18 protein-coding genes and 1 tRNA gene are annotated in these 18,178 nt (G+C 41.4%); 10 read left to right on the plus strand and 9 right to left on the minus strand.

All coding sequences use genetic code 11. The annotated features are described in order from the left end of the window. Positions 1-42 precede the first annotated feature (42 nt). Positions 43-321, plus strand: coding sequence for a PfkB family carbohydrate kinase (locus AC5JMK_RS21425; protein ID WP_495910992.1), 279 nt, complete (start codon positions 43-45; stop codon positions 319-321). Positions 322-335: 14 nt separating this feature from the next. Here the strand turns inward: AC5JMK_RS21425 and AC5JMK_RS21430 are convergent, their stop codons facing one another. Then, on the minus strand, positions 336-935 hold the full coding sequence (locus tag AC5JMK_RS21430) for a TetR/AcrR family transcriptional regulator (protein ID WP_096676719.1): 600 nt from the start codon (positions 933-935) through the stop codon (positions 336-338). Positions 936-1,033: 98 nt separating this feature from the next. Here AC5JMK_RS21430 and AC5JMK_RS21435 point away from each other — a divergent pair, with 98 nt between their 5' ends. Further along, positions 1,034-1,459 carry an acyl-CoA thioesterase gene (locus AC5JMK_RS21435; protein ID WP_096676721.1) on the plus strand — a complete coding sequence of 142 codons (426 nt, stop codon included), beginning with the start codon at positions 1,034-1,036 and terminating at the stop codon, positions 1,457-1,459. A gap of 94 nt (positions 1,460-1,553) precedes the next feature. Here the strand turns inward: AC5JMK_RS21435 and AC5JMK_RS21440 are convergent, their stop codons facing one another. After that, positions 1,554-3,554 carry a monovalent cation:proton antiporter family protein gene (locus AC5JMK_RS21440; RefSeq protein ID WP_096676722.1) on the minus strand — a complete coding sequence of 667 codons (2,001 nt, stop codon included), beginning with the start codon at positions 3,552-3,554 and terminating at the stop codon, positions 1,554-1,556. A 197-nt stretch (positions 3,555-3,751) separates the two neighbouring features. Here AC5JMK_RS21440 and AC5JMK_RS21445 point away from each other — a divergent pair, with 197 nt between their 5' ends. From AC5JMK_RS21445 to AC5JMK_RS21470, 6 genes are all read left to right on the plus strand, one after another. Beyond that, complete coding sequence (locus tag AC5JMK_RS21445) at positions 3,752-4,060, plus strand: helix-turn-helix domain-containing protein (RefSeq protein WP_096676724.1); 309 nt, start codon at positions 3,752-3,754, stop codon at positions 4,058-4,060. A 382-nt stretch (positions 4,061-4,442) separates the two neighbouring features. After that, positions 4,443-5,426 carry an alpha-ketoacid dehydrogenase subunit beta gene (locus AC5JMK_RS21450; RefSeq protein WP_096676726.1) on the plus strand — a complete coding sequence of 328 codons (984 nt, stop codon included), beginning with the start codon at positions 4,443-4,445 and terminating at the stop codon, positions 5,424-5,426. Positions 5,427-5,605: 179 nt separating this feature from the next. Then, entirely contained in the window at positions 5,606-7,018 is a 1,413-nt protein-coding gene (gene secD, locus AC5JMK_RS21455; RefSeq protein WP_096676728.1) for a protein translocase subunit SecD, read from the plus strand. Continuing rightward, complete coding sequence (secF, locus tag AC5JMK_RS21460; protein WP_096676730.1) at positions 7,015-7,983, plus strand: protein translocase subunit SecF; 969 nt, start codon at positions 7,015-7,017, stop codon at positions 7,981-7,983. Before secD ends, secF begins: the two co-directional genes overlap by 4 nt. 78 nt (positions 7,984-8,061) lie before the next feature. Further along, positions 8,062-8,463, plus strand: coding sequence for a hypothetical protein (locus tag AC5JMK_RS21465; protein ID WP_096676732.1), 402 nt, complete (start codon positions 8,062-8,064; stop codon positions 8,461-8,463). Between the two features lie 95 nt (positions 8,464-8,558). Then, positions 8,559-8,972 carry a GNAT family N-acetyltransferase gene (locus AC5JMK_RS21470; RefSeq protein WP_495910993.1) on the plus strand — a complete coding sequence of 138 codons (414 nt, stop codon included), beginning with the start codon at positions 8,559-8,561 and terminating at the stop codon, positions 8,970-8,972. Between the two features lie 54 nt (positions 8,973-9,026). Here AC5JMK_RS21470 and AC5JMK_RS21475 read toward each other — a convergent pair whose 3' ends face one another. The 6 genes from AC5JMK_RS21475 to AC5JMK_RS21500 form a co-directional block, all read right to left on the minus strand. After that, positions 9,027-9,929: a sensor histidine kinase gene (locus AC5JMK_RS21475; RefSeq protein ID WP_096679073.1), complete on the minus strand. Its 903-nt coding sequence runs from the start codon at positions 9,927-9,929 to the stop codon at positions 9,027-9,029. 92 nt (positions 9,930-10,021) lie between these two features. After that, a complete protein-coding gene (locus AC5JMK_RS21480; RefSeq protein ID WP_096676734.1) occupies positions 10,022-10,609 on the minus strand; it encodes an L-threonylcarbamoyladenylate synthase in 588 nt (195 codons plus the stop codon). Positions 10,610-10,658: 49 nt separating this feature from the next. Continuing rightward, entirely contained in the window at positions 10,659-11,573 is a 915-nt protein-coding gene (gene prmC / locus AC5JMK_RS21485; RefSeq protein ID WP_495910994.1) for a peptide chain release factor N(5)-glutamine methyltransferase, read from the minus strand. A gap of 142 nt (positions 11,574-11,715) precedes the next feature. Continuing rightward, positions 11,716-12,543: a Tic22 family protein gene (locus tag AC5JMK_RS21490; RefSeq protein WP_096676737.1), complete on the minus strand. Its 828-nt coding sequence runs from the start codon at positions 12,541-12,543 to the stop codon at positions 11,716-11,718. 940 nt (positions 12,544-13,483) lie between these two features. Next, positions 13,484-13,557, minus strand: a tRNA-Pro gene (locus AC5JMK_RS21495). A 204-nt stretch (positions 13,558-13,761) separates the two neighbouring features. Next, positions 13,762-14,307, minus strand: a complete 546-nt coding sequence (locus AC5JMK_RS21500) for a GNAT family N-acetyltransferase (protein ID WP_096676739.1) — start codon at positions 14,305-14,307, stop codon at positions 13,762-13,764. A gap of 426 nt (positions 14,308-14,733) precedes the next feature. Here AC5JMK_RS21500 and AC5JMK_RS21505 point away from each other — a divergent pair, with 426 nt between their 5' ends. Further along, complete coding sequence (locus AC5JMK_RS21505) at positions 14,734-15,453, plus strand: hypothetical protein (RefSeq protein WP_096676741.1); 720 nt, start codon at positions 14,734-14,736, stop codon at positions 15,451-15,453. A gap of 123 nt (positions 15,454-15,576) precedes the next feature. Then, on the plus strand, positions 15,577-16,509 hold the full coding sequence (locus tag AC5JMK_RS21510; RefSeq protein ID WP_096676743.1) for an alpha/beta fold hydrolase: 933 nt from the start codon (positions 15,577-15,579) through the stop codon (positions 16,507-16,509). A gap of 122 nt (positions 16,510-16,631) precedes the next feature. Here the strand turns inward: AC5JMK_RS21510 and tsaD are convergent, their stop codons facing one another. Then, positions 16,632-17,675 carry a tRNA (adenosine(37)-N6)-threonylcarbamoyltransferase complex transferase subunit TsaD gene (gene tsaD / locus AC5JMK_RS21515; protein ID WP_096676745.1) on the minus strand — a complete coding sequence of 348 codons (1,044 nt, stop codon included), beginning with the start codon at positions 17,673-17,675 and terminating at the stop codon, positions 16,632-16,634. Positions 17,676-18,178: the final 503 nt, after the last annotated feature.

Genomic DNA, 18,178 nt, shown 5'->3' on the forward strand with positions numbered 1-18,178 from the left:
AGCGTTTAAAAGCTTTTGACTATTTTTAGTTTGTACTCACCCGTGGTCGATTACAGCAATGCTGGTAGTAGTATGAACTTTTTTAGCCATTCCAATGTGAACTTTACAGTTGGAAGCGATAGTAGAATCGCACTAGATACAACAGGTGTTGGTGATGCAGTTGTAGCTGGCTTTTTGTATGGTTTATTAGAAGGAGAAACTATTAAAGGATGTGCTGACCTTGCATTTATCCTCGCAACACATGTATCTACCAGATTTGGAGCAAGAGCAGGACTTCTCGATAAATATTCGTTGGCGGCGGAAAGAAGCAAACTTGGATAAGCTGTTTATGAAGCTTACACAGTGGATTGAATCAGCGATGCGATCGCCGCCTCAACTCGCTCCCAACCTGTAGGTGAACTGAAATCCAAGCCCATAAATGTTTTGCTGACTTTAGTACGCAGCACTAGATAGACGATTCCTGCTACTAAAACAGCACTGATTGCAGGAATATCTTGATCTTCAGGGAACGAACACTTCTGTTTGAGAAAATTAAGGCTATCTAACGCCATAGAATCGCGGACATTGGCCAGTTCACGAGTTAGTTCATTGCCTTCTAGCAATTCCCAACGCATAATCTCTTGTGTAATTGGTCGTTCTTTTAAATCATCTAGCAATCGTATTAATAGGTAGATCATCCAATCAGCTAGAGACTCAGCATCAGCAGTTGTTTCATCACCAATCAGCGCCTCAGCAGTGATCCAATAGTCTCCCTCTTTGCCAAACTTTTGCAGTAGAGATGGCAAATTCTCAAAATATCGGTAAATCAATACTTTATCAACACCAGCCTCACGAGCGATCGCATTCACACCTAATTGCTGAAATCCAGACTCTGCCAACAGTTTGCCCACCGCCGCCAAAATTCGAGCTTTGGTTTCCTCTTTATCACGCATCATGAATAGTTCTTATCTACTTGTCACTTCTTGGTGACTATGATACCTTGTCACCAAGGAGTGACTTTTACACTACTATTGCTTCCCTGTGAGAAGTAGACATGCAGAAAATTGCTTTTGACTTGGATGTTTATTCTTATCAAATTGATTTCATTGGACACGTAAACAATGCTGTTTATATCCAGTGGATGGAAATAGGACGAACTAAGCTATTAGAAACAGTGGGAATGGCGACCCATGAAATTTTTCAGCAGGGTTTCGTACCGATTTTAGTTCATACCAGTATTACCTACAAATCACCATTGTATTTAGGCGATCGCGTGCAAGTAGAACTCTGGCTGTCTCAACTGCGAAATGCTTCTGCCATCATGCAGTTTCGTTTCTACAATAGTCAACAAGTGCTGGCGGCTGAGGGACTACAAAAAGGATTGTTCGTTGACAAGCAAACTATGCGTCCAAGGCGACTTTACCCAGAGGAACGTGCTTTATTTGCTCGATACTTAGATGCAAGCACTGAAACTAGCTAGCGATTTTAACAGAGTGTATGGAGTTGTACGATCGCAATCGTTGAACATACGCCCTAATAAGAATCAGGCGATCGCTCACCTTAAGTATGAAATATTATTCATCTCCTGTAAGCAGTTTTGTAAACGCGATATGCTCTTGGGGGTTTGCGACTACCAGTAGGCGATCGCCTGACTCAAGGGTGAATTCACCAGTTGGGTAGCGATAGAGTTGTTTGTTGCGTTCAATTGCCATAATAGTGGCTCCGGTTAAACGGCGAGCGTTGGTTTGAGCTAGACTCAATCCTACAAAAAAAGAATCTGAATGTAAGATATACCAATTATGTTGTAGCCCTGCGATCGCCACTTCCAGATCAGCCGCGCCCCAGTACTGCGATCGTTCCGGTAAAATGTCTCGATACCGTCCACGGCGATAACGATTCACGACTTGCTGCACTGCATAGGTAGAATCCCCCAACTTCAACAGCATATGTGCGCCCATTTCTAGAGAAGCTTCAAATTCTGGTTGAACCACCTCTTGAGCGCCCAGTTGGTAGAGCGAATCAATTTCGTCATTCACATGAGCGCGGACGGTAATATCTAAATCTGGTGCTAGACTTAAAGCACGCTTCAAAGTTAGTCGAGTTGCCATTGGATCAGGTAGAGCGATCGCCATTGCTTTGGCTTGAGTGATATTGGCTTTTTCCAAAACTAACGAGCTCGAAGCATCTCCAAAAAGATAGGGAATCTTCCGCTCTCTTAAAGTTTGGAGAGCGGCTTCATTATTGTCAATTACTAGGATTTTATGTCCCTGAAAATACAGCATCCTGACAAGAGTTTGCCCTACCCTACCATATCCCACCACTAGCACATGGTTGACAAGTTCTTCTTCTAACCCAACTAGGTGAGGAGAATTGTTCAACTGCAATAACGAATTGATCTGGGGGAACCGTTCTAACCACTGAAGCAGATACGGTGTTACCTTCAGCATAAAGGGCGCGAGCAATAAGGTTGTAGCTGTGGTTCCTACGGTCAATCCATAAAGTCTAGACGAAAATAGTCCCTCACTTTGAGCGACACCTGCTAACACAAAGGAGAATTCTCCAATTTGGTTGATACCAATACCGACTGTAAGCGCCATTTTCAAGGAATAGCCAAACCCCTTGATAATTAATGCAACAATCGCTGCTTTCCCAATCATAGTAATGGCTATTAACCCGATTAATATCCCAGCATTGGCAAACAAGAAAGCAGGATCGATTAAGAGTCCAATCGAAACAAAAAACAGAGTCGCAAAAACATCTCGCATCGGTAGAACCCGATCAAGGGCATGATCGGCATACTCTACATTAGAAATCATTAATCCTGCGACAAATGCACCCATAGCGATACCTAAACCGATAGCGTAGGTGAATAGCGCAATTCCTAAGCAAAGTACCAAAATTCCCAGTAGAAATAATTCCTGAGATCCCGTTTGAGCAATTAATCGAATTAGGAACGGAATCACCCACTTTCCGGCTAAAATTGCCCCGCTCAGAAAAAGTACCACTTTGAGCAGTGCAGCAAATAAAGCAATACCGATCATCTCGGTTGGTTGGGTCAAGGCAGGAAGGACTGCCAGCATCAGTCCTAAGCCAAGGTCTTGTACAATAAGAATCGCCAGCATAATTTGTCCATGAATGGTCTGGACTTCATTCCCCTCAATTAAACTTTTGAGTACGACTGCTGTTGAGGATAGAGAAAGCACAGCACCCAGAAAAATCGCCTGGGGAAATGTCTCGACCCAGCCTGTCAAATACGCGAGTCCTCCTCCGAGTAGAATCGTGAGTAAGATTTGCAGCGATCCACCACCAAGGGCGATCATCCGTAACCGCAATAGGTCTTTGAGGGAAAACTCAACACCCAGAGCAAACAACAATAAGGCTACCCCAACTTCGGATAGCACTTGAATATCCCCCTCAAGTGTGACAAGCTTTAACCCTGCTGGACCGACAACCATACCTCCGAGCAAATATCCAAGTAACACGGGCTGATGCAAACGATTGACCAGATACCCTCCGCTTACCGCAACCCCTAACACTGTTACCATTTCGACAATCAGTGTTAATTCACCAGCCATCGATTCTCTTTCCTTAAATATTTTCTACAGGGTATCGTTTTTTAAATCATACCTAGCGAAGTTCGTTTGTATGTTTGCCAGAAGGTACAACGAACACTATAAAATAATATAGTTAATAACATAGCCCTAAGTCGGCTTTTTTACGTCAATTGATTTAATAAATGCATTCATATAGTTATCAAAGGGAGCATTTTGTTATGGATATGCAAGTCCTGAGAGAACGTGCGGAACTTAGCCGTGCAGAAGTCGCTTTCAGGCTTGCAATCAGTGAAACCAGTGTTCGCAACTGGGAAGCAGGGCGTACAGAACCGACAATGACGCCGAAAAAATACTTAGAAGCGTTGCGACTATTTAAATGCACACCAGAAGAATTGGCAGCAGCCAGCGAAAAATCTATCAACCAGCGACATAAACGTAAACCAGGAAGACCGAGGAGATTTCCCAATAATCAATTAAATCAAGTAACACCTATGCCTGATACACCAACTGCTGAGATGCGGCTATAGCTCAATCAAATCAGAGATACTACTATCTTAATGTTTATGAAAAATTCATGAAATTATTGATAAAATTTATACCATATAGGTGCAAATGAGGTAGAAGGCTTTGTAGGCGTCTTTTGCCACACTTTTCCCAAAATTAATGCTGGTACACAAAAGTTTGCGTTGAGCGAATTATCCGCAATAGACGTAGAATATTCCTGTGGCAACAATTTAACGATTTGCATAGCAATTTGTGTGTCACTCCAAGAGCATAAGTTTTGAGATATACCCGAAGTTATCAAATAAATTCATGTGTTTCACACACATTGAGAACAGCAGCATCGCTGACCGTATTTCCAGCTCAAGCACGATAAGATTCTAAAACAATAAATTTATAAGAGGTCGAATGGCAGAAACACTACTCTTCAACGCCTTAAAAGAAGCCATTGATGAAGAAATGGCGCGTGACTCCACAGTATTTGTACTTGGTGAAGATGTGGGACATTATGGTGGTTCCTACAAAGTGACAAAGGACTTGTATCAAAAATACGGAGAACTCCGAGTTTTAGATACTCCTATTGCGGAAAACAGCTTCACTGGTCTAGCTGTAGGTGCAGCAATGACCGGGTTACGACCAATTATAGAAGGCATGAACATGGGTTTTTTGCTCCTTGCCTTTAATCAAATTGCCAACAACGCCGGGATGCTACGCTATACTTCCGGCGGTAACTACAAAATTCCCATGGTAATTCGTGGTCCTGGGGGTGTAGGGCGTCAACTTGGTGCTGAACATTCCCAACGATTAGAAGCTTACTTCCAAGCTGTACCAGGATTGAAGATTGTAGCTTGTTCTACACCTTACAACGCCAAAGGATTGCTCAAATCTGCTATTCGCGATGAGAATCCAGTCCTATTTTTTGAACACGTCCTACTTTACAACTTAAAAGAAAACCTACCAGAAGAAGAATACTTCCTACCTCTGGATAAAGCAGAAATTGTACGACGTGGTAAAGATGTCACAATCCTCACTTACTCACGGATGCGTCATCATGTCACACAAGCCTTGAAAACTTTGGAAAAACAAGGTTATGACCCAGAGGTTATTGATTTAATATCTCTCAAACCCTTAGATATGGAAACGATAGGGGCATCTATACGCAAAACCCATCGAGTGATTATAGTTGAAGAGTGTATGCGAACAGGAGGCGTGGCAGCAGAATTAATTGCCTCAATTAACGAGCGCTTTTTTGATGAGTTGGATGCACCTGTACTGCGGCTTTCTTCTCAAGATATTCCCACACCTTACAACGGTATGCTGGAAAGATTGACAATTGTTCAACCAGAGCAAATTGTCGAAGCTGTAGAAAAAATGATCGCTTTGCGAGTTTAGAACCGGGGATTGGGGATCAGGTATTGGGGATCAGGTATCGGAACAGTTATTTATTGTCCCCCTTGTCTCTCTTGTCCTCTCCCCAATCCCCAATCCCCAATCCCCGATCCCTGATCGCTAAAATAATCATAAAGTTATCAAAGAGCGTTATCATATCGTTTGTCGCAGCGAGTTATGGTATGCAAAGACAGCGATCGCTATTAGCTTTAATTTTAGTTTTGGTGATTGCCGCAATAGCGGTAATTGCCACAATTCCTATACCGCTTGGCTTAGACTTGCGGGGAGGTTCGCAACTGACAATTCAGGTGAAGTCAACACCAGAAATTCCACGGATCACTGAACGAGAATTAGAAGCTGTCAAAAGTGTCGTGGAAGGTCGTGTCAACGGTCTTGGTGTCTCTGAACCTGTAATTCAAACAGTTGGCGAAGATAAGATTTTAGTGCAGCTACCCGGAGTTAATGATCCAGAGGACGCAGAACGAGTACTAGGTAGTACAGCACAGTTAGAGTTTCGCCAACAAAAACCAAATACAGAAACTCAGTTACTTGCTTTACGAAGTTCTCAACTAGAATTCAAACAAAAGCAGCAGGAATTAAGAAACTCTCAAGACACCGCAGCGATCGCCCAAAATAAAGAAGCGCTGCAAAATAACAGCAAAGCGATCGCAGAACTTTTTGAGAGTACCAACCCGCCACTCACTGGTCAATACCTCAAGGATGCCCGTGGTGAGCCAACATCAGGTAATAATTGGGAAGTAGCCATTCGCTTTGACCAAAAAGGTGGTGAACTTTTCGCCTTACTCACCAAAAATCTTGCTGGAACTGGTCGCAGTATTGGTATTTTTCTTGACAACGAACTAATTAGTTCTCCTGTAGTTGGGCCTGAATTTGCTGCTACAGGTATTAGTGGTGGTGGAGCTGTAATTACAGGTAACTTTACACCTCAACAAGCCAGTGAATTAGGTATACAACTCAAAGGTGGTTCTTTACCAGTACCAGTAGAAATTGGTGAGATCCGTACAGTTGGGGCAACATTAGGTAAAGATAGTATCCAAAGCAGCATCTGGGCAGGTGTCGGCGGTCTCATCTTAGTTCTCATATTTATGGTAATTTACTACAGATTACCAGGAGTAATTGCGGACATCGCACTAGTCATTTATGCCCTGTTGACTTGCGCTTGTTTTGCTCTGCTGGGCGTTACACTTACCCTACCCGGAATCGCAGGTTTTATCCTGAGTATTGGGATGGCAGTTGATGCTAATGTACTTATATTTGAACGTACACGGGAAGAATTACGAGCAGGCAAAACTTTATACCGTTCTGTAGAATCTGGCTTTTACCGCGCCTTTTCTAGTATTTTAGACAGTAACGTCACGACCTGGATTGCTTGTGCTGCGCTGTTTTGGTTGGGTTCTGGTTTAGTCAAAGGCTTTGCTCTAACTCTTGCTTTAGGTGTAGCGGTCAGTATGTTCTCAGCAATTACCTGTAGTCGGACATTAATGTTTTTGGCAATTTCTATTCCTTCCTTACGCAAACCTGGACTATACTCTCCTGATGTGCCAGCCTCAAATAAGACGGAGGTGGCTCGATGAAACTGAGTATCAACAAATCGCGATCGCTATGGTGGATAATTTCTGGCATCATTATTCTTGCTGGTATCATCTCTATGGTGATTTCCTACCAGCAAATAGGCGCACCCCTACGCCCTAGTCTAGATTTTGTTGGTGGTACACGCTTGCAGTTTGAACGAGATTGTACAAACCCAGATAACTGTAGTAAAGCCATTGATATCAACGAAGTTCGGGAAGTAGCCAACGCCCAAGGACTTGGTGATAGCAGTATTCAGATTATTGCTGATAAGGATACACGCAAAGATAACGGCGTATTAATTCGTACTAAAGCTTTGGATGTAGAAAAACGTACCAGTTTACAAAATGCTTTAAGCGAAAAAATAGGCAGCTTTGACCCACAAAAAACCCAAATTGACACTGTTGGTCCTACGATTGGACGGGAACTGTTTAGGAGTGGTGTAATCGCGCTTATAGTCTCATTTGTAGGTATAATAGTTTACTTAAGTTTTCGTTTCCAGTTAGACTATGCCATCTTTGCGATCATTGCTCTATTTCACGATGTCTTAATTACAGTAGGGATTTTCTCGATTCTGGGTTTGGTCGCAGGTATAGAAGTAGATAGCCTATTTATCGTTGCTTTGCTAACGATTACAGGTTTTTCTGTGAATGACACCGTGGTGATTTATGACCGAATTCGGGAGACACTAAAAACAAATCCTAATCGTCCCATTGCTGACATTGTAGATGATGCAGTTAACCAAACTCTTGCACGGTCAATCAATACAACCTTAACAACCTTGCTGACGTTGTCTGCGATCTTCCTCTTTGGTGGAGCAACCCTGAAATTCTTTTCCCTAGCTTTAATTATTGGCTTCACGATGGGCGCGTATTCCAGTATTTTTATCGCCAGTACTTTTTTAGCTTTGTGGCGAGAACGTAAAGGACAACCCGTCGTTTCTCCAACTTCTGAATCTATAAATAGTTAGTGTAAGTTGTTAGTTGAGTTGTTAGTTTTCTTCCTTGTCCTCTTTGTCCTCCCTATCCTTGTCCCCTCTCCCTCGCCTATGGATGAACCAGAAAAATTCTTACCTAGTGAAAACACAGATATTACTTTTGTTAAACAAGTACAAAAGCTACATCTGTTAACAGTGTATAGTAGATGGTTGTTTGTTGGCTTTTTATGGCTGACTATTGTGCCTTGGTGCTTGTGGAGTTTACGTGAAGAGATAGCTTTGTGGCAACAATATTTTACTTGGGTGGCGGTCAGATATGGACTTTTTTTCCATCCATTTGCCACTCTTGGTTTAGCTTTCTGTATCGGAATGACAGTTGCTGTTTTGGTTTGGCAAAGCCGTAATATTCTATTTGGATTACCGTTGCAGGATCAGGAACGTCTAGAAAATCAGGTTTTTCGGATACGTCAACAGGGGCCAAGTCATCCTTTGTGGAAATGGATATGTCAGTAAACCTTGAATTATTAGTAAAAAAATAGTTGCGATATCAGCATAAAGGCTGTATCTTCAAAGCGAAACTCAGCAAAAGTACTGCCTAAATTGGTGTGATGATTACTTCTTCTCAAATTCAATTAAGCGATCGCAAGTCAAAAATCGACCTTTACCAACTCCAGCAGCTGTTAGATATTTCAACTTTTTGGGCAAAAGAACGCAGTACTGAAGATTTAGAGGTAGCGATTGCTAACAGTGACCCCGTGATCAGTCTTTGGGATGGACAACAACTAATTGGCTTTGCTAGAGCAACTTCCGATTGTATTTATCGCGCTACAATTTGGGACGTTGTGATTCATCCAGATTATCGCGGTAACGGACTGGGCTGTAAATTGATAGAAACAGTTCTGAGTCATCCTCGTCTCCAACGAGTAGAACGCGTCTACTTAATGACTACTCACCAACAAGAATTCTATGAAAAAATTGGCTTTCAACAAAATTCCACTACTACAATGGTGTTTTACAGTTAACAGTTATCAGTTCTCAGTGATCAGAATTTTTTGATTACTGAGAACTGATAACTGTTAACTGATAAATTGAGGGATCGTTATTTGCAATCTAGCCATGTCTTCAGCTTGTTGTGTAGTCAGAGAAAATGGAACAATTTCTAAATTTCCCCCCATCACTCCTAAAATAGTTTGATTGAGTAAGAACTTCATTCCGGGGTCGAAAGTAATATTTTCTTCCTCAGTTTCAGCAACCTGATTTTTAGATGAAATTAAATCTATTGGTTCACTGTGTAAAATACCCTGTTTAGGTACATCTAGCCAGACATAAACAAAATTATCTGTAGATGAAGTTTGGGAAGAAATATAAATATTACCTTCCTCTATTTGAGCGATCGCACTTTCGATTAAGTTAATTAATACTTGTTTGAACCAACGAGAATCCACAACCACTTTCAAATCTGATTCTGGTAATAAGACTTTGAAAGGGAAATTGCGATTTTCCGCCAGCATGTAAGTTAAATCATAAACTTCCTGCAACAGTTCTGTAAGCGATCGCGGTTGCAAGTCGAGTTTATTTGTACCATGTTCTAATCTGGCAACTGTGAGAATTTCATCAATTAATTTCAGTAGCTTCAGTGTTCGATCATGAGCTTGTTTGATAAATTCTCGTTCTTCTTCTGGATCTTCACACAGATTTGCCAAAATTAATTGCTGTAAACCAATTAAACCATTGATTGGCGATCGCAATACGTGGGTAGTCCGCGCCAAATACCCCGCTTTAAACTGGCTCATTTCTCGCGCCATTTCATACGCTAGTTGAGTCTGTTTAATCTGTTGTTGGAGTTTCACAACATCTTGTTTTTCTGCTGGTAGTACTGGGGATGAACTAGATGGCCTATTTATACGTGCCAATAATCCAGCAATACCCAATCCTAATAAAAGTCCGGCTCCGAGATCTACCCAGTTACTCCAATTCATACATTCGGCAAATATCAACTTTTTAACAGTAATCATTTATCAGTTATCAGTTATCAGTTAACAAGCTTAATCACTGATAACTGATCATTGATTTAATCCAGCTTAACTCCTCCTTGCCGCAAAATCTGCCAATTCATTCCAGTCCATTTGGCAACAGTGGAAGGTACTCCATTTCTTGGTATTTTATTTTCATATTCTGTACTAGCCAAAGCCAGAACTTCAGGGAATTGGGCTGTGATTTCTGTCATTGTTTGCAAAGGTGGCTGGCCTGACAAGTTAGCACTAGTGGTAGCGAGAGGGCCTGTTTGTGCTAATATCTTTTGAGCGATCGCACAATCAGGAACTCGGATACCAATGGTCGTTGCATCTATAGGATTCATCACTCTTGGAAGCCGTGTAGAGGCTGGTAAAACTAAAGTCAGCGCCCCTGGCCAATATTTCTGAGCAACTTCTTGCCAAATTTGATACTCTTGTTCGCTACCTTTAACAAAAGCCCAGAGTGCTTCTGGATGAGCCGCCATTAAAATTAATGGTTTATCTTGAGTGCGTTGTTTAGCTTGAAAAATTAAGGTCGCCTGCTCTGGTAAACTTGCCAAAGCGGGAACAGTGTCTGTAGGAAAACTGATTAATCTACCTGCTTTTACAGCAGCTACGAGCGTATCGAAAGAAACTTGTGCCATTTCAAAATTATGAATTATAAATTATGAATTATGAAAATTAATTTTTATTTCATAATTTATAAGCAAGGGCAAAACGGTCGATACCAGCTAAATCAGCATGAATTTCAATATTGCAGTAGCTACCTTGATTTTGTAGCATCTCCCGTACTGCATCCGCTTGTCCGGCCATCATCTCTACAAGCCACACTCCACCTGATTTTAAATAACTAGGGGAAGTTTCGATTAAATAGCGGATACAGTCTAAACCATCATCACCACCATCAAGTGCCATATGTGGCTCATGATTGACAACTTCTGGTTGCAGGGTTGACATGGTACTGGTAGGGATATAAGGGGGGTTTGACACCATCCCACTGAATTGTCCTTTTAAAGACTCCAGTGGTTCCCACCAATAGCCTTGATAAAAGTTGATGCGATCGCTCAGTCCAGCATTCTGAGCATTAATTTGAGCGATCGCAATTGCTGCTGATGAGTAGTCAACCGCGTGAATTGTCGCTTTGTGCAAAGCATCTGCTAGCCCAATGGCGATCGCTCCACTACCGCTTCCTAAATCGACCCAGTGTCCTTGTTGGAGGCTCAGATTTTCCTTACTCTTGGCTACTGCTGCAACAGTAATATCAATCAAACATTCAGTTTCTGGTCTTGGGATTAAAACCGCAGGAGAAACTGTAATTTTAAATTGTCGCCAAGGTGTAACTCCTGCAATGTATTGTATTGGCAGGCGTTCTTTTAATCGTTTTTGCCACAAAATATCTAGTTCTTCTAAAGGTAGCTGCAACTGGATATGCGATCGCTCTTTAAACGACTCCAAACGTAGTGCCAAACGATCTAACCCAGCTATTTCTTGTAATAGCCAGTCTACTTCGACAGGTGATACATCAGCAGTAATCGAGGCTGCGATCGCTGCTTGACGCCATTCCCAAAGTTGCAAACCAGAAATTTCTTTTGCTTGTTGCTCTACCATGATGAACAGTTATTAGTTATCAGTTATCAGTTATCAGTTAACTGACTCTCTTTTTCCCCGACTAAATATCACGAAGTCTAATGTATGGGAATAATATCAATCTGATAACTGTTAACTTTTTACTGATAACTGATCGGGCTAGTTATTTTTTCGGTTGAGTGGGTGTTGTAGCAGCAGGTTTGGGCTTGATAGCTGGTGTAGCAGCTGTGTTAGGTGCATTAGTCCTTGGCTGCTTGCTGATATATTCTAAGCTCTCAGAAGATGGTACTAGAGTAACTTGCTTCAACCACTCGTCATTTTTTTGCTGTAACGTTTGGATGACGCCTTCAATATCAACTACTTGAATTTCAGCTTTGGGAATATCTTTCTTAATCTGGTTCAATAGACCCTGGGCGTCCTTTTGACTGAGAAACAGAGGTACAATTTCCTGATTGTTAGAACGTCGTTTGACTGAAACGTATCCTTTATCTGCCGATTGGACAATAAACACAGGTACGATTAACTGTTTGACCTCTTGACCCTTTTGGCGTAGTAGTGTGACTGCTCCCTGAAGGTCTTGTTGTCCAGGTTGCAGTGCAAATAAGACGCGGTCTGGTTTATTTTTATCTTCTTGCAGCTTTTTATAAATAACCCCCATTGGTACTGGTTTTACTTGCAGAGTTTTTACCATGTCCACAATCTTCGGGTCTTTTTGTTTCCGCAGTTCTTCTAAAAAAGCCTGTGCTTCCTGTCCGTTCATAAAAACATCTGCCACCGTAGTATTTTTTTGTCCATTTTGGGCAGCAGGTAGAGTACGAGTTAGCGGTACACCTTGAGGATTAGTAAGAAGAAAAACAGGTACTTCATTCAGTTTTTCTGCTATTTGTTGTTCTGGTAATGCTAGTACTGGGGCATTTCCGCTAAAAACTATTGCCAGCAGAGTACTCCCCACTAAACCTAATGTTGTACCCCAGCGAACCAATGATTTCATGACTTCTCCTAGCATCAATATTTTTAATTAAATCAAAGGAATAGTTATATTCGCACAGAACCGACTAGTTTCTGTTATGGTATCTGTTTTGCTAGTGGATTGTGCAATTGTCTGTTTGTCTATTTCGCCTAAAAATTGACAAACTTCAAACTAACGTAGATAGATGCCTGCTATATGTTGCTTTCAAAAGGGAACATCCCAAATTTTTCAATATACTGCGCTTGGGTTTAAACCCCTAGCTCTCGTAGCACAAGTCGTCTTTCTACGACTCAAATAAATCAAACAGTCTGCTTAAGCATACTTTAGCTATAAGACTCTTTGATTTTAATTGCAGGTGGGTTCTTTGAACATTTGAGATGCTCCTTTTCAAAAGACGAAAACTTTTCCACTCATGAAGGCGACAAATGCCATTTTATTGCCTTACTATGCCATACTTGACGCCACATGCAAGTCATTCGTTCCATCTACCACATGAAATCACTGCCTTAATTTACACATATCCCCAAAGAAATTCAATTTGTTGTTTTTACCTCAAAACTAGGCTAACAGCAAAATTACAGAGTTTTCTTCTACCGCAAAAATAAGCAAAGAAAGTGCAAATATAATTACCAAAAATTTTTGCAAATCTCTCAGATTAAAATATAGTCAATTTTTGTTTATTTATGAGAAAAACTAAATACTTTATGTTTCTATGTCTAGAACTGGAGGAATAATATTTAACCAACCAAAGTTGGAGGTGATAAATGACAGATTATGTTATGAATTGCGATCGCAATATCTACTTAGTATAACTATCAACATAGCTTAATAATAACTATAAGTCTGTTTTAGATTTCTCTTCTTTATCCTTATATAGGATTCTTATTTGATTTGTGTTGGCGTGGCCTGCCCTCTGCGCTTACAGAATTCAGTACAGTTGATTTTAAGCTTCTCTGTTAAATCGGGATGACAGGATTTGAACCTGCGGCATCCTGCTCCCAAAGCAGGCGCGCTACCAAGCTGCGCTACATCCCGTTGATTTCCTTTAATACTTTATCACATTTGAATGCATTAAAGTAAAACACAAACTAAATTGTAGATATTTATTCTACAGCTTAGTACTATGTAGATTTACTTTTGTGCAAACAATAGATAAATTTATAAGAAACTTGCCCATATGTCAAGTGACATGCTCTTGGCGCTGCCGCAAATTGACAGCGCGGGCTTCTCACTGACTGATTACTGAGGATACCAGAACATACCTTTAATACCTTCTGGATCGGACATAAAACCCAAACTTCGATAGAAGTCTACAACATGGGGGTCAGCAAACAGAGTCACATTGCTAATTTCTTCACTCCTCAGTTTTTTGAGTACGTATTTCATCAGTGCTTTACCCAGTCCTTTACTTTGAAATTCTGGATGAACTACCACATCCCAAATCGTGGCATTAAAAGCATGATCTGAGGTGGCACGGGCAAAACCAATGAGCCGCCTTTTATTACCTCGCACTTGCCACATGGAAGCAACGAGAAAACTATGCTCAATAGCTTTTTTGACTTTTCTTAAAGGACGACGCGACCAACCAACCGCATCACATAGTTCTTCAAGTTCATATAAATCAATATCTCGTTCTGTACTAAAAACAATGCGAGCCTCCTGGGTAGAAGCTTCTTTGACACCATTGGAATTACCAACAGTGTCCACTGTATACTCTTCAAAGGAAGTAGTTTTACTTGTTGCGATCGGTTCAGAAGCACTAAACCAAGTTTTCCAAAAACCCATGCCAGCGTGGTTCGGGTAGTATAACTGAATTGGTTTCTAATGAAAGAGTGTTTCTTAACGCTTAACTGAAATTTATGTCTAAGTATCTCTCACATCCGGGATTTTTGGTCTTGTTGAGATTTTCAATGACAATTATTCAGTAATCGTTTACTTCACATCAATCATTTTCAACTTTAGCATTTTGTGATAAAGCTAGGAGAAATTAAGCCAAAGCACAACTATTTTGAAAATAGGGTGTAGATCTGTAAAGGTGTAGAGGTGTAAAAAGAGTCAAACAATTTTGGATTTTAGATTTTGGAAAATGGAATTGACCCCACAGATAAATCGGGGGGCTTGAGGATGGTCAGGCTACTTAAAACTAAATAACACACAAAATATAATTAACGCTTTAGATTTGATCACAGCAAGCAAGGCTTACTTCCAACAATGGCTTCTGGTTTAAAATCTTCGACACTGGAACTCCTAAAGCGCTTTAATCGCGCATTTCCTCAGTTTTATGAACAATTTGTCAGTAGTGAGATTCAACTGCAAAATTTGCGGTTGGCCTACCGCCTCTATAAAAGCAAACGCGCGGTTATTGAACTGAAGCCAGAAGGTAGCAAAAGTGCCTTGCATTTCGCTTACCGTAACCAATCGTTTCTGTTGAGCGATATATTTGGTGTACTAGCGGCTTATGGGCTAACGATTCACGGTTTAAGCTTATACGGTCAGATCAAATCGCCGATGTTAGTATTTATCAAACTATTGGTTTCTCGTGGTAGTAAAGCTTTGAGCGAGAAAACATCAGAAAATGTTTGTCGCGCTATTCGAGAGGCTTTAGCAGGGCGATTTGAAGTAGAAGAAATGCTGGCAGTAGAATTTAATCTCGATGTTGGTTTAGAGCAGGTACAAACTGAATTTTATGTTGATCCAGTCTTTCATCTACCGGCTTTAGTAATAGAGGCTGATAACCAACCAGGATTATTTTATAAAGCGATGTATGCCATTTGGCAGGAAGACCTTTTGGTAGTGAATGCCAACTTGTTAGTATGGCGTGGACGTACGCGCTTGATTCTCTACTTGTTAGGACCGAATGAAAGTCTCATTCCAGAATACTTGGGTCACAAAATTGCTGAAGGCGTGCGACATAGATTATTGGGCAAGTGAAAACGTCAACCCCCTTCAGGGGAATTCAAAATTCAAAATTCAAAATTCAAAGTCACTTGTCTTGGTTTTTTGAGTTTTGACTTTTAACTAAGTCGTACTCACTCTTCAGAGTACGATAGAAGTATGGCTACCATCGAAATCTTGGGCGTTCCACACGCATACGAACTTACAGTTCCCACGTCCTATCCCCATACTTTGGTATTTGTTCACGGTTGGCTCAATAGTCGTGGTTATTGGCAACCTGTGATTTCTCGCTTGTCAGGTGATTTTCAGTGTCTATCCTATGATTTGAGGGGTTTTGGCGAATCCCAGTCTAAGAAATATACCGATTTTATTCATCAGGGAGTTTCTTTTGAACTGGGTTCTATTCACCGCAGTGACTTTGTGAATCCATTCGAGTCCCTTTACACGCCAGCCGCCTATGCACAGGATTTAAATGTTCTGTTGGAACAGCTAAATATTACTAGTGCTTGGCTTGTTGGTCATTCTTTGGGAGGTACGATCGCTCTATGGGGAACTGCTCAAAAGCCTGATCGCATTCGAGGAGTGATCTGTATCAACTCTGGTGGTGGAATTTATCTCAAAGAAGCCTTTGAGCAGTTTCGTTTAGCAGGTCAACGATTTTTACAAATTCGTCCTCGATGGCTTAGTCAAGTACCTTTAATTGATTTGCTGTTTACTAGAGCTAGTGTGGTACGTCCCTTAGAACGCTACTGGGCCCGTCAACGGATCATTGATTTCATTAGCGCTGATCCAGAAGCAGCTTTAGGAGCATTGTTGGATTCTACAACAGAGGATGAAATTAACCGTTTACCTCAGCTAGTATCCCAACTAAAACAGCCAATTTATTTCCTTGCGGGTACTCAAGATAAGGTAATGGAACCCAAATATGTCCGTCATTTAGCAAGTTTTCATCCATTGTTTCAATACAGTGGGAACAATGTGATCGAAATTCCTAATTGTGGGCATCTAGCTATGTTAGAGCAACCAGACGCGGTCGCTGACCACATCCGCTCAATTGTTTTTCAACACTCGGAAATAGGGGTTAGGGATTAGGGATCAGGGATTGGGGGTAAGAGATCGGGGATCAGGGAAGACACGGGGGACAGAGGAGAATTCTTTAACAAGTCTCTTCCCAATCCCCAATCCCCAATCCCCAATCCCCAATCCCCAATCCCCTACCTCCGATACAACTCCATTACCTGTGTTAATCCGAGGCGAGACTGAACACCAAGAGTTAAAGGTGAGGTATGACCTCGGCTTAAATGATCACAGGCGGCACAACCAATCATAGCGGCGTTGTCGGTGCAATATTTGAGGGGAGGAAATAAAACCCTGAGATTATGTTCTGTAGCTGCGGCTTGTAAGCGTTGTCTTAACCCACTATTAGCTGCAACACCACCACCGACGGCAATTGTACTGAGATCGTAGTCGATCGCACAAGCTATTGCTCTCTTCGTGAGCGATCGCGCGACGGTATCTTGAAAACTGGCTGCAACGTCTGCCACAGGTACTGGTTGCTCTTGTTTCTCAATTTGCTGTACTAGCCGCAGGACTGCTGTTTTTAAGCCGCTAAAACTCGCATCATAGGGATGATACCCACCATTTGGTAAAGAAACTCTCCCTTCTGGCAGGATAAAGGCTTGGGAGTTTCCTTGTTGTGCTAACTTATCTATGACTGGACCACCAGGATATCCTAGCTTTAAAAGGCGAGCGACTTTATCAAAGGCTTCACCAGCAGCATCATCACGAGTTTCACCTAGAGTTTCGTACACGCCACAATCTTTGACGTAGATTAAGCTTGTGTGTCCACCGGAAACTAGCAAGCTTAAATAAGGAGGCTCTAGGCTTGGTTCGCTGAGGTAAGTGGCGTAAATGTGACCTTCCAAATGATGAACGCCCAAAAATGGTTTGTTATGTACCATCGCTAGGGTTTTAGCAGCAGTTAACCCAACCAACAGCGCTCCCACTAGCCCAGGCGCACAAGTGGCGGCGATCCCATCTATCCCTTGCCAATCTAGCCGGGCTTGTTCTAGAGCTTGAGCGATCGCCGGATTAATGATTTCTAAATGCTGTCTGGAAGCCACTTCTGGCACTACACCACCATATTGACTGTGGACAGGAATTTGGGACGTAACAATATTACTTATTACTTGACGATTATTAACAATTGCTACAGCAGTTTCATCACAGCTGGTTTCTATCGCTAAAACGCTTACCATCACTGGGTTATGCCTAAGAAAGACTAGTTTGAGAAACTTTAACTTTTATTGACTTCAACTTTACTCGGTTCACAGGCAAGAGTATGATTGCCATAGACTCAAAACCTATCAAAATAATAGGAAAAATAGGAAAATTTGTCAGATTAATACCTGTCAAAAACTCTGTTTATCCTTTTTTGATTGTGGATTTAAACTCCACAATTTCCCAAAAGACCAGATAAGAAATATTAAATTTCTCCTGGTCATCATAAAGTGAACATGCTTCTACATACAAAGATCGCCACACAATCCTAAAGATTGAGGTGGAAAAGACTGATTGAGCCAGTCAAAAACCCTTTGGGGTAGGACAAATATTGTTGTAGTGTAGCTTAAGCCTCACGTCACAATATCAGTACCCTTCGGGAAGGCTAACGCCAAGCAATCCTGGTTTTTTCAAAGCCAGGAGGGTTCAAAATGATGTAGTAGTTGTGCAAATCAAAATTGTACAAGCCGCTTCGTTTTGT

This window comes from Pelatocladus sp. (assembly GCF_059505505.1).